Source organism: Armatimonadota bacterium, assembly GCA_013314775.1.
Taxonomy (GTDB): Bacteria; Armatimonadota; Zipacnadia; order Zipacnadales; family JABUFB01; genus JABUFB01.
Genome location: JABUFB010000008.1, coordinates 502,846 through 517,654 on the forward strand (window position 1 = coordinate 502,846; position 14,809 = coordinate 517,654).

The 14,809-nt window shown below is 63.8% G+C and carries 9 protein-coding genes; 5 read left to right on the forward strand and 4 right to left on the reverse strand.

Features of this window, described 5'->3' with window-relative positions; all coding sequences use genetic code 11:
* Positions 1 to 7 precede the first annotated feature (7 nt).
* Positions 8 to 967, reverse strand: a complete 960-nt coding sequence (locus tag HPY44_09330; protein NSW56205.1) for an SUMF1/EgtB/PvdO family nonheme iron enzyme — start codon at positions 965 to 967, stop codon at positions 8 to 10.
* Between the two features lie 186 nt (positions 968 to 1,153).
* Here HPY44_09330 and HPY44_09335 point away from each other — a divergent pair, with 186 nt between their 5' ends.
* The 3 genes from HPY44_09335 to HPY44_09345 are packed head-to-tail and all read left to right on the forward strand — an operon-like array spanning position 1,154 to position 7,361.
* On the forward strand, positions 1,154 to 3,457 hold the full coding sequence (locus HPY44_09335; GenBank protein ID NSW56206.1) for a hypothetical protein: 2,304 nt from the start codon (positions 1,154 to 1,156) through the stop codon (positions 3,455 to 3,457).
* Positions 3,454 to 4,572, forward strand: coding sequence for a hypothetical protein (locus tag HPY44_09340; protein ID NSW56207.1), 1,119 nt, complete (start codon positions 3,454 to 3,456; stop codon positions 4,570 to 4,572). The genes HPY44_09335 and HPY44_09340 overlap by 4 nt, the downstream gene beginning before the upstream one ends.
* 26 nt (positions 4,573 to 4,598) lie before the next feature.
* Positions 4,599 to 7,361, forward strand: a complete 2,763-nt coding sequence (locus HPY44_09345) for a hypothetical protein (GenBank protein NSW56208.1) — start codon at positions 4,599 to 4,601, stop codon at positions 7,359 to 7,361.
* Between the two features lie 14 nt (positions 7,362 to 7,375).
* Here HPY44_09345 and HPY44_09350 read toward each other — a convergent pair whose 3' ends face one another.
* Positions 7,376 to 9,619, reverse strand: a complete 2,244-nt coding sequence (locus HPY44_09350; GenBank protein ID NSW56209.1) for a hypothetical protein — start codon at positions 9,617 to 9,619, stop codon at positions 7,376 to 7,378.
* Between the two features lie 133 nt (positions 9,620 to 9,752).
* On the opposite strand from HPY44_09350, the gene HPY44_09355 reads away from it, so the two are divergent.
* Complete coding sequence (locus HPY44_09355; protein ID NSW56210.1) at positions 9,753 to 10,799, forward strand: lactonase family protein; 1,047 nt, start codon at positions 9,753 to 9,755, stop codon at positions 10,797 to 10,799.
* A 72-nt stretch (positions 10,800 to 10,871) separates the two neighbouring features.
* On the opposite strand, the gene HPY44_09360 is transcribed toward HPY44_09355, so the two are convergent.
* On the reverse strand, positions 10,872 to 12,107 hold the full coding sequence (locus tag HPY44_09360; GenBank protein ID NSW56211.1) for a hypothetical protein: 1,236 nt from the start codon (positions 12,105 to 12,107) through the stop codon (positions 10,872 to 10,874).
* A 385-nt stretch (positions 12,108 to 12,492) separates the two neighbouring features.
* Between HPY44_09360 and HPY44_09365 the strand changes: the two genes are divergently transcribed.
* Positions 12,493 to 13,686 (forward strand): exo-alpha-sialidase, encoded by a 1,194-nt coding sequence (locus tag HPY44_09365; protein ID NSW56212.1) that lies wholly within the window; start codon positions 12,493 to 12,495, stop codon positions 13,684 to 13,686.
* A gap of 19 nt (positions 13,687 to 13,705) precedes the next feature.
* On the opposite strand, the gene HPY44_09370 is transcribed toward HPY44_09365, so the two are convergent.
* Positions 13,706 to 14,797, reverse strand: a complete 1,092-nt coding sequence (locus tag HPY44_09370; GenBank protein ID NSW56213.1) for a hypothetical protein — start codon at positions 14,795 to 14,797, stop codon at positions 13,706 to 13,708.
* Positions 14,798 to 14,809 lie beyond the last annotated feature (12 nt).

The window sequence follows — 14,809 nt, forward strand, 5'->3', positions numbered from 1 at the left end:
GCGGCGATCACGGCTGGACGATTGCACGGAAACCAAGGTATTCATACTCGCCGTCGAACATGCGGTAGTTGCGGTTCCCGCAGCGACAATCGTACCACTGCACAGACCACGAGCCGCCGCGCATCACCCGGGAATCGCCGGTGAGCGCACCAGTCGGGTCCTCTTCGGGCGAGCTGAGATAATAGTCCGCCGCGTACCGGTCCTGGCACCACTCGTTGGCATTCCCGATTATATCGTACAGGCCGAAGGCATTGGGTTTGAAGGAGCCTACTGGCGCGGTCACGGCATACCCATCATTCACATCGAGGACCTTCCAGTCACGCCAAGTCTTCTTGCCGGTGATGTCGGGCACGTTCGCAAACTCTGCCGCCGCAGAAGCGTCTTCTCCCCAGAAATAACGCGTTTTCGTGCCTGCGCGACAGGCGTACTCCCACTGGGCCTCGCTCGGGAGACAGACCCCGGCCCAGTCGCAGTAGGCAGCAGCGTCCCGCCACTGCATGCGGACTGCGGGTTGCATGGGTCCCTCCAGCGAATGTCCCTCGCGCACGCCGCTTCTGTGGCTGCGTTTGAACTTGCGGAACTGGTTGTTGGTCACTTCGTAACGGTACATCCAGAACCCTTTGGTTAGCCGTACGCCGTGCCGGGGCCCCTCGTCATCGAACCATTCACGCAGCGCACGACTCCCGAGAGCCTCCTGAGCCTGCCCGAATGCCCACTCGATCTCCTCGGCGCTGCTGCCCATCTCGAAGTCCCCCGCCGGCACCCACACCATCTCAGCACCGTCCTTGGGATTGACAACAAACCGGTCGGGATAGGCAACGTTGTCCGCACCCCATTTCAGCGTCGCAGGGGTCATTCCCGCTTCGAAAGCCGGTCCCGTCCGCTTCATGATCGACTGGATTTCCGCGCAATCCACCGCGGACAAGGACAGGCCTGCGAAGATCGTCAGCACGATGACAGCTCGCATACCGAAAGCCTCCAGAAACTACTAGAGTCAGGCGTGATCACCTGAAACGTTGACACCTTCCTCCGAAGGCCCCTGATTCCTGCAATGACCGCGCGGAGGGAAAGGGGAGTACCCGCGCGAACTGTCCGACGTCGCGGCGCACAGTACCGCGTGCCGCCGGCTATACCCACACTCGGGAGAAAAGTAATGCCCACGACGCTGGCCTCGGCAGACGGACAGATCAACCTCGCCAACGACCTTGTCCGCTTTGTGTTCAGTCTCGGACATGGTGGTGCACTGGTCTCAATCGTGGACCTCGCCACCGGCACCGAGCTTGTGCGCGACCAGAACGCGCCTCGACTGCTGTGGCGTATTGGCCTGCGGCGCAGCGCCGCACCGAACTTGGAGTGGCTCAACAGTGACCAGGCGGCGTCGGTGGCATGGGAGAGCGTCGAGACGAGTGAAGGGGAGACCCTCGAACTGATTTCGTCCGGGCTCCCAGAGCCCGGCATGACCGTGCGCGTGCGGGTGACGCTGCCGCACGAGTCCGCGCTCAGCGCTTGGCGCATCGAGGTAGATGGCCCGGGGGATGATCTGGCGGTCTGCGAGCTGACCTGCCCGGTCCTTTGCGGGCTGGTGAAACTCGGCGACCCGGCGCCGGGTGAGGCTCTTCTCTTCCCGGTGCAGAGCGAAGCTTACCTGTATCGGAATCCCTTCCCGGTACGCGACAGCCTGCCGCTGAAAGCCGGAGCGGGACCGGAGACGGCGGATGTGGGTGTGGGGACTGTCGGCGGACGGTATCCGGGGGCCATCGGCCTGCAGATGGCCGCCCTGTACAACGACGCGGCGGGCTTGTACTTCGCGACCCATGACGCGGGCCAGCACCCGAAGGACCTGAGGATGGGACCGTTTCCCGACCTGGGGCAAACCCCGGTGCTCCAGGTCACCCACTACCTCAGCGAGTTCCCGGGCCAGGAGGCGGGTACTGACTACGATACCATCGTCGGTGTGTTCCATGGCGACTGGTATGCTGCCGCCGACATCTACAAGCAGTGGGCGACGAGCCAGTGGTGGTGCAAGAAGAAACTGTGGGACCGGGACATTGCGGGATGGTTGCGCGAGGGGGTGGGCGGGGTCTTCCAGATGTCCAACTACCACATGCCCCGTCTGGTCATGAACCACTCGATGAGACAGATCGCCGACACGGTGAATGAGATTTCGCGCCGTGCCGGAGTGCCACTGCTCAGCTTGACCTTCAACTGGGAAGGCGGCGGTGCATGGACCGGCCCCGCAGGGTTTTTCCCTCCGCGCGAGGGTGAGGAGCAGTTCCGGGCAGCGATGGCGAAGCTGCGAGAGGCCGGCAACTACGGGTTCGTCTACATCACCGGGAACAACTGGTACGTGAAGAACGGGTACGACCCGCCCTGGGACAGTTGGCCGCGCTTCCGGGCAGAGGGCGAACACATCGCCCTTCGCAGGCCAGATGGCGAGTACACGGTGATGAGCTGGTTCGACAACTGGGAAGTGGTGCGCCTGTGCCCTGTGCCTGACGACGCCTTGCCGCTGCACGTGGATGTGGCGCTCAAATGCCTGGAATTGGGCTGCACGGTGGTGCAGATCGACAACTTCCCCTGTGGCGGCAGTGAGGCGTGCTATGAGCCGGAGCACGGGCATCCCATGGGGCACGGCCCGTGGTGGTCACTGGCCTGCGCGCGGATACTGGACGAGACCCGGCGTCGCGCCAAGGCAGCGTACCCGGACTGCGCATTCTCCACTGAAGGTGTCAGCGAGAATTTCATCCCCTGGCTGGACCTGTATGACCAACGGGCCGGGAACATGGAGTACTTCGGCCACTACTCGCGCGGCATGCCCATGGGCGGCGAGACGGTTCCCCTGTTCAATTACGTCTACAATGAGTACATCGGCTCATACTACGCCGCCATGCCCGAATGCAACCGCCCCGAGGTCCTGTACTGGACGCGGGGCATCGGCAAAGCCATATGCCAGGGCGTGTTGCCTTCAGCGGGACGCTACTTTCCTGACCCGCCTGACCACAACCCGGTCACTCTCGCTTTCTACGAGCGAGTCGTCCGCGCCACCGGCCGCGAACTGTACCCCTATCTCATGTTTGGCGAGATGCTCCGGCCGCCTGACATCGATGTGCCGTCCTTCACCGCGCAGTACCTGAAGTTCATGTATGACGGTCACAGAATGGTCCATCAGATGGACCCCAATGATCGGCACGAGGTGACCGACCGCGCAATTCAGAACGCGGCTTTCCGGGGCCGGGATGGCAGCGTCTGCCTGCTGTTTGTGAATGTCACCGACCAGCCGGTAGAGTTCTCATGCCAACTGCCGGATTACGGCCTGCCTGGAAGCGTGAGCATCGAGCGCATCACCAACAGCCAATCGGAACATTGGCTCGATGGGGTCTCCTTGCCGCGGAACGTGAACCTCGGCATGGAGCCTTTCTCCATCACGCTGATCATCGTCCGGGAGGTACAGGCATGACCGCTCGAGAGCGTTTCATGGGTTGTATGACATTCGAGCCGGTGGACCATGCTCCGAACATGGAGATCGCGGTCTGGGCGCAGACCCGGGAACGGTGGATCAACGAGGGCATGCCCGAAGAGTACAACACTTCTTTCATGCATCGCGGCGAGCCTGCGCTGGGCCTGGAAGGATATGAAACGCTGGCCATCGACGCCACCGGACCAGTGCCGCCGGTGGAGCAGGTAGTGCTGGAGAACACGCAAGAGCATGTCGTGTTCGTGGACGGCTTCGGTCGCAAGCGCCGCGCGCGCAAGAGCGGCACCGTGGGCGGCACCCGCATGAGCATGGACACCTACATGGACTTTCCGGTGAAAGACGCGAAGTCCTTCCGCGAGTATCGCCAAAGGTACGAGGGCCCCGCTGAGGAGCGCTACCCGGAAGGCTGGGACGCGCCCGACAGCCCGCTGAGGAGCACCGACCTGCCGCTGACGCTGATGAACCCGCTCGGGGGGACTTTCGGCTACTACTCCATGCTGCGCAACTGGATCGGCACCGAGAAACTGTCATTTCTGTGGTACGACGACCCCGCGCTGATCCACGAGTGCCTGGAGTTCCTGACGGACTTCATCCTGCGCATCCTGGAACCCGCGGTGCGGGAGCTGTCCTTCGACTTCGTCATCATCCACGAAGACATGGCGGGCAAGGGCGGCCCTCTCATAGGCCCGAACCACTTCGCGCAGTTCCTGCTACCTCACTACAAGCGGTACATCGAGTTCCTCAAGTCGAACGGGATTCGCCTGGTGCTCGTGGATACTGATGGCGACCACAATGTGCTGACGCCCGTGTTCCTGGAAGCCGGCGTGGACGGATTCAACCCCATGGAGCGCGCAGCGGGCATGGACCCTGTGCAGATGCGCCGCGAATTCGGAAAGTCCGTCTGCATGATCGGCGGGGTGGACAAGCGCGAGATCGCCAAGGGTCCGGCGGCGATCGACGCCGAACTGGCGCGACTGGTCCCGGTAATCGAGAGCGGCGGCTTTGTGCCCACCATCGACCACGCCGTTCACCCGGATGTCTCGTACGCGGACTTCTTGTACTACCTGGAAGCCAAGCGCAGGATCCTGGGCTGCTGACACTGCAGATCGGAGCTGACACCGACATGGATGACCAGACTTGCCGCTTCCCCGCCCGCGTAAACCCGGTGCTGCTGCATCCGCGGGAACGGCGCGTGAGTCTCAGCGGGCAGTGGAGGTTCCGTCTGGACCCGGAGAACGTTGGCCTGGCGCGGGAGTGGTACTTGAACCCGCACTGCATCGGAGAGCCGATCAACGTTCCCGGCTCCTGGCAGGGCCAGGGGTTCGGGCATGACGGAGATGATGAGCTGTGGGATTTCCGCCTGCGCGCTCGTGTATTCCGGGCAACCTACCAGGGAACCGGCTGGTATGCCCGACAGTTCCGGATGCCTGCTGACTGGCAGGGCGTCCGGGTCTGGCTGAATTTCGGCGGCGCTCATCCCAGCGCGGACGTGTGGCTGAACGGGGAGAAGGTCGGCGGGAATGACATGCCCTTCGTACCATTCGCTTTCGAGGTGACAGGACTGCTGCGCGCGGACAGGGACAATGACCTCGTTGTTCGCATCCACGAGCACAACCGCATCTACGGACTGGCCTACAACTGGCAGGGCAACTGGTCGGGCCTTTACCGCGATGTGGAACTCACCGCGACCGGGAGAGCGCATTTGCAGGAAGTCCATCTGCTGCCCAACGCAGACGCCGAAAGGATCCGCGTCCGCGCCTGGGCTCCCGGTGTCCCCGATGGTTCCGTTCTGCGCATCGCTGCCCATCGCGCCGACGGTTCCGGGCAGGCGCACAGTGCGGAGTTGCCCGTCCAGGGCGGGCACATTCAGGGTGAGCTGCGCGTACCCGGGCCGGTGTTGTGGAGCCCGGATGACCCGTCATTGTACCGTGTGGACATGGAACTGGTGGACGGGGAGGCCACCCTCGACGCGCGCTCGGAGCGTACCGGTTTCGTGAAGCTTTCCACCGAGGGCAGGCGGTTTCTGATCAATGATGAGCCGTACTTCATCCGTGGCACCGGGGATTTCATCAGTTGCCCTGAGACCGGGTGCCCTGATACAGATCGGGATCGCTGGCGCCGGAAGCTCCAGACATTGCGCGACTATGGCTACAACCAGGTGCGCTGCCAGTCGTACGTGTACGCGCCGGAGTACTTCGACGCGGCGGATGAAGTGGGACTGCTGATCCAGAGCGAGATGGGCGCGCTGGGCGGTTGGGGAGGGCACAACCAGTGGCACCTGTACGCGTGGCCCGCGCCGCATCCGGACCACTGCCCGATACTCAGACGCCAGTGGAACCTGGTGGTCCGTCGCGATGCGAACCACCCCTCCGCCGCGACCTACTGCATGAGCAACGAGCTTGGCGCGAGCACACTCTATCCGCGCATTGCCTGGCGCTGTTACAACGAAACGAAGGCCATCAAACCCCACGCCATGGTGATCTGGACCGACGGGGGGTACAACCCCGACCTGCCTGGTGACTTCATCAACACCAACTGGCCGGACAGTCAGGAACCGCCAGACAAGCCGATCATCGAGCACGAATTCCGGTGGTGGAGTTCCTTCCCCGATCCGCGCGTGAGCCGCAAGTACTCCGGCGCGGTGCGCCACTATGCCGGAGACATCGCTGGCGAGGCCGCCCGAAACCGTGGCCAGCAGCACCTGCTGGAGACCTACGCCCACAACAGCCAGCGCCTGCAGTTCATCGAGGCGAAGGCCCGAATGGAGCAGTGCCGGCGCGACCGGGCTTTCCTCGCGGGAATCTCGCACTTCAACGCCATGGACACAAATCCCTCACCCCAGGGGATCATCGACGAGTTCTATGAGCGCAAGCTGGTCGACGCGGAGACCTGGCTGCAGACCAACGGGGACACGGTGATCCTGAGCGACCTCGGCCTGGATGATCGCGTGCTTGTCAGTGGCGCGGAGTTCCACTGCTCGCTGGCCGTGTCGGACTACTCGCACCCGCCATTTGTCGATCCGCTCCTCACGTGGTCCCTTGCCGAAACCGGAGGCGAGGGTGCTTCTGGTCGCCTCAAGTGGAAACACATGCCTTTCGCCACCTGCCCGGCGGGTGAGATCGGCTGCGCGCTGCCATTTGTGGATCGTCCCCTTCGCATCCGGTTGCACACGGAACTGTCAGACGGCCCGCGTATCGTGACGAACGCGTGGGACCTGTGGGTCTTCCCGGAACCGGTGCGACTGACGGCCACGGTGCGCTATGGAGAGCCCAGGAACACGTGGGTCGCAGCGTGGGAAGACTTGCCTGTGACCGGCGCGGAGGGCCTTCCGGCGGGTGGCCTTGTGCTTACGGAAGTGCTCGATGATGCTATCGTCAACTACGCGCGGTCAGGCGGAACGGTGCTGCTCGCTGCGGCCGAGGGTCTCGTGCGCCCTCACCAGCCCAACTTCGGCTACGTGCGCTATTTCCTGACTCCGCCGGCCAACTACGGTCCCTATGAGGACGGGCAGAATGGCACGGTGATTCGCGATCACCCATTGCTGGGCGATTTCCCCCACGAGGGGTTCGCCGACCTGCCCTTCTTCCGCATGATCGATGGAGCTCCGCCGCTGGCGCTGGAACCCTTCGGGCTGAACGACGAAGATCCGATCGTCCGGGTGATCCACCGTTACCCGGTGCTGCACCCGCTGGGCTATCTCGTGGAACGGTCGGTCGGTTCTGGCCGATTGATCATCTCTGCCTTCGACCTCCAGCCTCAGTGGCCCGAGGCTCGATACCTCCTGCAATGTTTCGCGCGCGCCGCCGGAGATCCGCGCGCCATCCGGCCAGCGGAACTGAGCGACCGGTCCGTCGCTCTGGTACGGGAGGCAAGCTCGGGCCTGTAGTTGCCTGACCCACGTCACCGTGCCACGATCACGTGCTTTTCCGTCCCTGGATGCCGGAGCACGATCACGCCGGAGGCCTCGAGCTTCCAACAGTCATGGTTCACCGTGATCTGCGGGCCTTTGCCCAGGGAACGCGGCAGGCGCACGCGCATCTGTCCCGGCACTCGGCCCGTCCTCCCAAGGCTGATGCTGACGGTGAACGACCCGCTCGCGTCCGTCCGAGCCTTGAGGCTCACCGGGCACCAGCGCGTGGGCACATTGCGCGCCACGACACCCTCCCTGTCAGCCAGCCATGCCTCCGGGCACGCACGCAGAATGTGCAGTACATCGCGATCCCATTCCTCGTCCACCAGCATGCACTTTAGCATGAGTGGCGCCATCGCCTGGCATGGGACGACCTGCTCCTGGCCCCGGGCATGAGCGCGGTGCACCCGGCCGCCAGGTTCCGCGCCCGCAGGCACCGTGCGGTTCGGGTCGATCTGGATACCCTCGTACGAGGCCCAGTTGCCCCGAGAATGGTGGTGCGCCAAGTGCCCATAGAAGGACATCAGGTAGCCATCGACGTCGTCCAGGTCCAGCAGGCCTCGACAGTAATGCCAGGCGGGCCAATCGTCGAGGCTCTCCCCGAACCGCGTGGTCCCCAGGAGTTCGCCACCATGGCTGCGACGGTACTCCACCACAGTGCGGACGGCCCTTTTCTCCAGAATGCCTCCCGAGACCATCTCCAGCAGATAGCGGTAGTTGCAGTAGGATGCGTGGTTGCTCTCGGTGAGGCGATCGAAGGCCCGCACCACGTCGGCGCCCGGCGGGACAAAGCCCGGCGTCTGCTTCATGGCGGCTGCGACGGCCCGACGGATGTCCCTCTCGTAGCAGGTGGCCTCCGCGAGCAGCGCATCCGCCTCGGGATTTCCGCTGGGCTCGAGGTCGCCCATCGCGCACCCCATCTCGCGGATGCCCCGGCAGACCCAGACATCCCCCGCGTAGTAGACCTTGCTCCACTCACCCTCCACGTTGTGGTAGTCCGCCTCGGGCAGGCCGGGGATCATCCCGCAGCGCAAGGGGTCGTTTGCGTTGCGGCGCATGGATTCCTCACGCAGGCCACGAAGCCGGCTGATGATCCGCCGGAGAATGGGCAGATGGGCCTCAAACCATACGCGGTCATGCGACAGTCGAGCGTATCTGGCAGCCAGCGCGAGAACCTGACCGTACTCCGCCACGGCCGGTCCGTAGTAGTCGAAGCTGCCATCATCATTCACCCGGCGGCTCAGGTAGTGCGCGAGCACGTCGCGGGCACGCTCGAGCCGGCCCCACTCCAGGTTCACCCAGGCCAGAAAGATAGTTGCAGGCGGGAAGCTGTCGTGCATCGGCTGGTCGTACTGCCCCACTCCGTAACGCGGCAGGATGCCCCGGAAAGTCAGGTCGGCCAGACGAAGGGACGCATGCACACCTTCCTCCACCGCGGCTTCCGGAACGCGGAACTGCGCCCCACGGCAGAGGTAATCCTGGTGTCGCCGCCACGCTGTCAGGAGAGCAGCGTAGAAGTCCGCCCCGATCTCCTGGCACCCGTCGCACGATCGGTGACAGACCTGACACTCGCCAACATCGAGGCTCTCAATCACCCGGCGGTAGACCGCGAGCTTCCCCGACGCATCATCGGCAAGCCCAAAGGCGATCATCTCCACGCGCCGGCCGGTCTGATCGTCGGCAAAGGCGTAGCACACTGCATTCATACTCCCGCCGAGGAGCCCGTGCCTGTAGTGGAAAGACGGATTGGCGGGATCGAATGGAAACGCCGCTTCAAAGTGGCCCTCGATGGCCCCGTCCGGGCGAACGATGGGTCTCTCGAAGGCTCGGTCGTCACCGAGGAACGTGTCATCCAGAACCGGCGGAAGCAGGTCCGCAACCGCCGCAAAGCTCACCTCCCCCTGGGCCTGGACCTGCAGGGCAAGCTCGTCTGCTTTACTGTCCAGGAGACGCTGATAGTATTCCGGCTCAAAGTGCGAGATCGCCGCTCCCTCGGCGTCGGCGAATGGCCGGCTGATCAGGGCTTCCGGCGCGATGCCATGCTCTCTCACGATGCAGATGGCATCCGGGGTTTCCAGGGCTGCCATGCCGGTGTCCCCGCACTGCCACAGCGCGCGCAATACCCAGCCCGAGACGCACTCGCCCACACTGGCATCTTGCTCTCTATTCGCGACTCGCAGTCGGGCTGAGGTTCCTCCGGTGAATCCGACAAGTTGCGGCGGTTTTGAAGCCATCGTTGTCCTCCATCGCTGCCTTGCGGACGGTTAGGACGGTACCCATCTCCGTGGGTGCATCAGGAAGGTGCATTCGGGCCGGGTCCGGAAAACCCTCCCCGAGATCTGAACGCGGAGTAACGGAGGCGTGACAATGCTCACCGTGGGAACCTATTCGGTGCGGGGAAGCAAGGGCATCTATGCTCTGGATTTCGACGCGGAGACGGGGGCCCTCTCGAACCAGAGGCACATCGCGGACTTACGCAACCCATCCTTTCTCGCCCTTCACCCGCGGGAGCCCTGGCTCTATGCGGTAAGCGAGGCCGAGGGGCAGGGCGCAGTGGCTGCGATTGCGCTGCCCGTGGAGCCGGGCCCAGGCACTTTGCTCAACCACGAGAGCACCCGCGGCGTCGGCCCCTGCCACGTGGCGGTGGACCCCACCGGACATTGGGTGGCCAGTGCGAACTACGTCAGCGGCAGCGTGTGTCTGCATGCGATCCAGGCCGACGGGACACTCGCTCCCGCCGCCGATGTTGCGCAGCACACCGGTTCGGGTCCGAACCCGGGCAGGCAGGAGGGGCCCCATGCACACTCCGTCACCTTCGACCCGTCCGGCACGTTCATCATCGCCGCCGACCTCGGAATAGACCGGATGCTTGTCTACCTCCTGGATCGTGAGCTCGGCAAGCTCGTGCCGCACCACCCGGCCGGGCTGGGTGTGAAGCCGGGAGCGGGCCCCCGGCACTTCGCCTTCCACCCGACGGGCGAATACGCATACATCATCAATGAACTGGACAACACTGTGGTCGCCTGCGCGTGGGATGCGATGGCGGGGGAACTGAGCGCTCTGCAGACGCTCTCCACACTGCCCCCGGACTTCACGGAAACCAGCTACTGCGCAGACATTCACGTTCATCCGAACGGGCGGTTCCTCTACGGGACCAACCGCGGCCACGACAGCCTCGCGGTGTTCGCGATTGACACGCGAACCGGGCTGCTCGAAGCCACGGGGCATGTGAGTACTGGGGGCCGAAATCCGAGGAACTTCACGATCACCGCGGACGGAAAGTGGCTGCTCGCGGCTAACCAGGATACGGACAACATCGTGGTCTTCCGGGTAAGCGAAGATGGCGCGGCGCTGGAGCCGGTTGGGGAGCATCTCGGAATCCCCGCGCCGGTGTGCCTGGTGTTTGGCAAATGACCCGCCGCAAAGCAGAGAACGCCGCGATCATTGCACTGCGCGGCGTTCCCACTTGCTACTATTCAGGTACGGTCAACCCTCCGCGACTTCCATCGCCACTTCGCCCCACTTCTTCAGGCGCATGGGGTCGTAACGCACGGTGCTGATGTCCTTCAGAATAATCTCCAGCGGGCAGCCGTAACGCTTGCAGACCTCTCGCGTTGCCACTAGGTCTTCCCGCACGGCTTCGGCGTCGAAGGTATCCGTAGCAAGCAGCGCGGGACTCGGCTTGCGCGAATAGACGTACTCGCCCGCAATCTCGCTGGCCCCGCGTTCCTGATCCACCCAGGCGCTCATGGAGACTTTGCGAACATGGGGGATCATGCGCACTTCGGCCATCTTACGGTCCAGCGGGTCGCAGCAACCGTAATAGACCAGTCCGAACCGCTCGCAGATGCGGCTCGTGTAATCCACCTCGAACTCCCGGAACATCGCGGGAGAGACGGTTGAGAACATCTGGGCCAGTCCGAACATCCACAGGTCTTTGGTGCGCGGCTTATCCGGGTTGTAGCCGGGGGCGGGCAACTCATCCACCCACGCCCCCGTGCAGTGGATCAGGCTCTGCGGCCCGCACAGGAGGCCCTGCTCCTCGAGCTGGTCCAGCATGGTCAGGTAGCCTTCGGTCACCCGTCCCGCAAGCTTGTGCATGAGTTCCGGCTGATCGACCAGCGCCCAGAGCGCCCCTTCGACGCTCATCCAGGTACTGATCGGGTCCCAGAGCGACAGGTACGGGTCGACGCCCTCGGCTCGCAATTCCATGATGCCGTCAAAGATCTCGTGGGCCACGCTCATCCGCCGCTCGGTCTCGGCGGCGTCATGGCTCACTCGGGGCGTTTTGATCTGCTCAAGGTCCTCTTCCGTCTTGAACTGGTTCACGAACCGGTGTCCAACCACCGAGTTCGTGGGGTCGGTGATTGCCCGCTCTTCCTCGACTCCCACGCCGAACCCCGTGTTGTGCACCGCCTTTGGCACGCGGATGAACGGTTCCACGACCATGTCCACGGGAAAGTACTTCCACTGGAAGAGCGTGCGCCGCAGGAAGTTTTCGTAGCCGCGGCACTCGGGGTCCTCGCACCGCAGGGTGAGCTCGTCGTCGATGTTCATTTCATTCCAACAGACTTGGTCGATCATCACCATGGGCCGCTGAGGCCGCAGGGCATTGAGAGCGCGCCAGAGTTTGCGTTTTTCCTCTTGCACAGGAAGCGCAGCGATCTCGGCAGTCCGGCATGCAAGGTCGCGCAAGATGGTCAGGTCATGTGGACTGGGCATTGGCGATCTCCCACAAGAAGGTTCGTGACGGGTCACTCACGGCGAAAAGGGAAGGCACTAGAGAAGTCCGCATTATCCACGGCTATTCTCTGTACGCACGTCCTCGACCTTCAATCTTTGGCGTGTCCTGCACGCCCATTCTGCCGTACCCAGTTCTGCGAAGAGCCTCGGCAGCGTCATCCCGCCACCATGATCGTGATCACCCCGGGTGAATGCGACATGGGCCCGCGGCATTTACCGTTTCCTATTCTGCTCGCGCTTCACAGTATTCACGCGCCGGCGCGCCCATCTCAAGGTCGTAACGAATGCGTCTTCTGGCCCTGTTCGCCAGACTGAAGGAACTTACCGTCGCACCGGTGAATGTGCATTATTCTTCACCACTCGAATGCCGGCTTCGCTGGCCGGGAGAAGCTCTCCAATGGCGATATCAGTGATCGCGCTCCTGTTGATTCTTCTGTGCATGTCGGTTCATGCCGAGGAGGCGTACCCGCTCTGGGCAGGCGGCCCGTTCCCTCCGAAAGCTGAAATCCCGACGCTGGACGGTGTGGAGTTCTCGGTCATCAAGCCGTGGGAATTCGAGACCGACGGATACCGCTTTCTGCATGGAGTTGCCCTTGTCTGGCACAAGGGGCGTCTCTACGCGTCATTCGGGCACAATCGGGTCGGCGAGAACACCGCCACCGAGGAGGCGCGGGGGCGAATCAGCGACGACAGTGGGAAGACCTGGGGCGAGGTCTTCACCATCGACCCCGGGGAGGGTGACCTCGCGGTGAGTCATGGCGTGTTCCTCTCGACAGGCGGCGAGCTCTGGGCCTTCCACGGCGCGTATTACAACACCATGGAACGCGTGCATACCCGCGCTTATCTACTGGACGAGCCCACCGGGACCTGGCAGCCGAGAGGAACCGTGGTCGAGGGCGGCTTCTGGCCCATGCAGGAGCCGCAGAAGATGCCTGACGGGAACTGGATAATGTCCGGCATCTCTGTGGGCGGCAGAAACCCCGCAGCAGTAGCAATCAGCCACGGTCACGACTTCACCCGCTGGGACCTGGTGGCCATCCAGGCGGCGCCGGGCACCGGGAGCATGTGGGGCGAGTCGTCAGTCATCCTGGAGGGTAAGCGCGTGGTCAACATCGCCCGTTACGGCGCTCAGGCCGTGCCCCTGGTGGCCGTGAGCGAAGACTGCGGGCGCAGCTGGACCCAGTCGCGCCCCGGGAACATGCCCATGACCCCATCGAAGCCCTATTCTGGGACCTTGACCACAGGCCAGCGTTACCTGATTTGCACAATGGCTGCGGATACAGGCAGCCGGCGCGCACCCCTGACCATCGCAGTCAGCCGCCCCGGGGAGCAGCCCTTTGCGCGGGTCTTCACCATCCGGGACGCAGTACACCCCGGTGGCCCTGGCGAATCTCATCCCGGTGCAGGTCTCGCTTATCCGTACGCGGTCGAGTACGAAGGGAAGCTCTATGTGGGATACTCTAACAGCGGCGGACGTGGCGGGAAGGACCGCGCTAACTGGAACAATAACAGCGCCGAACTCGCGGTGATCCCGCTATCAGTGCTGGACGCTCGGTGATCTAGCAGGAAGCCTGCGCCTACCACCTGGCCGGATATGTCCGCAGCCAGTCCACCACAGTGCGAATCGTGTCCGGACTGGTCGCAGGCGGCATGACCCCGGAAGAACTCACCACCAGGCCGCGATGGTGCGGCAAGGCGTCCAAGTCGCGCTCCAGCGTGGCGATGATTTCCCTGGCCGGGCGCAGCCACAGGGCGGCGTTTGTGCCCCCGATGAGGCACTTGTTCGGGCACGCGGAGCGACCATCCAGGAGTGTGGTATTGCCCACCGGCGGGGATGTGAAGGCCTCGAAGGCTGCCACCGGCAGGGTGTCCAGGTCCGGAAGCAGCGCCTTCAGATACCCGCACATGTGCAGCACCATGCGCTTGCCATTGGCGACAGCACAGGTCGCATACTCGCGCAGCCGGGGCAAGACATCCGCGCGGAACTGGTCGGGCGAGTGTAGCGTGGTAGACGTGTTCTCCACCATGTAGATGATATCCGCCGGGGTCGTCTCGCAGATAATCTCCGCCGCTCGCAGAAGGTTTCGGTGCATCGCGTCGAATAAGGCTTCTACCTCGCGCGGGTAGTCAGCCCACAGGTAGTGCCCATGGTCGATCCCCGCCAGGTGTTGCAGGAAATCCATCACCGGTGATGTGCCTATGCTGGTTGCCACGGCTGTGTCTGCATTGCGCGCTTGCCGGCGTGCCTGCTCCAGCGCCGTTTCATCCAGTTCGATGCGCTCATCAAGATGCCACTCGGTGAGCATCTCCACGTCCTGCCGCGTGTGCAGTGGGAACTCCACCGGGTGCCAGGACTGGCTCAGGTCGTCGAACCGCTCCACCATGGTCAGCGTCCCCGATGGGCCGACGAACCGGGTGGTGCGCTCCCCGGGTTGCTCGTCCACCTCGCGGCTGGTCGTCGTGCGCACCCGCCGAATACACGGGCCCACGCCGCCGTGAGGTTCACTTCCCGCGAGTGAATGCAGTTGAGCCAGGGACTTGCCGGAGTGTTCCGCACGCTGCGACCGGGCGTAGGAGGCCTCGAGTTTCGCCCAGAAAGGCAGGCGGTCCAGGGGCTGGAAGTCCAACGCGCCGAGCCAGCGCTCGCGGCTGCTCATCGTGTCTGCCATCGGTCACCTCTG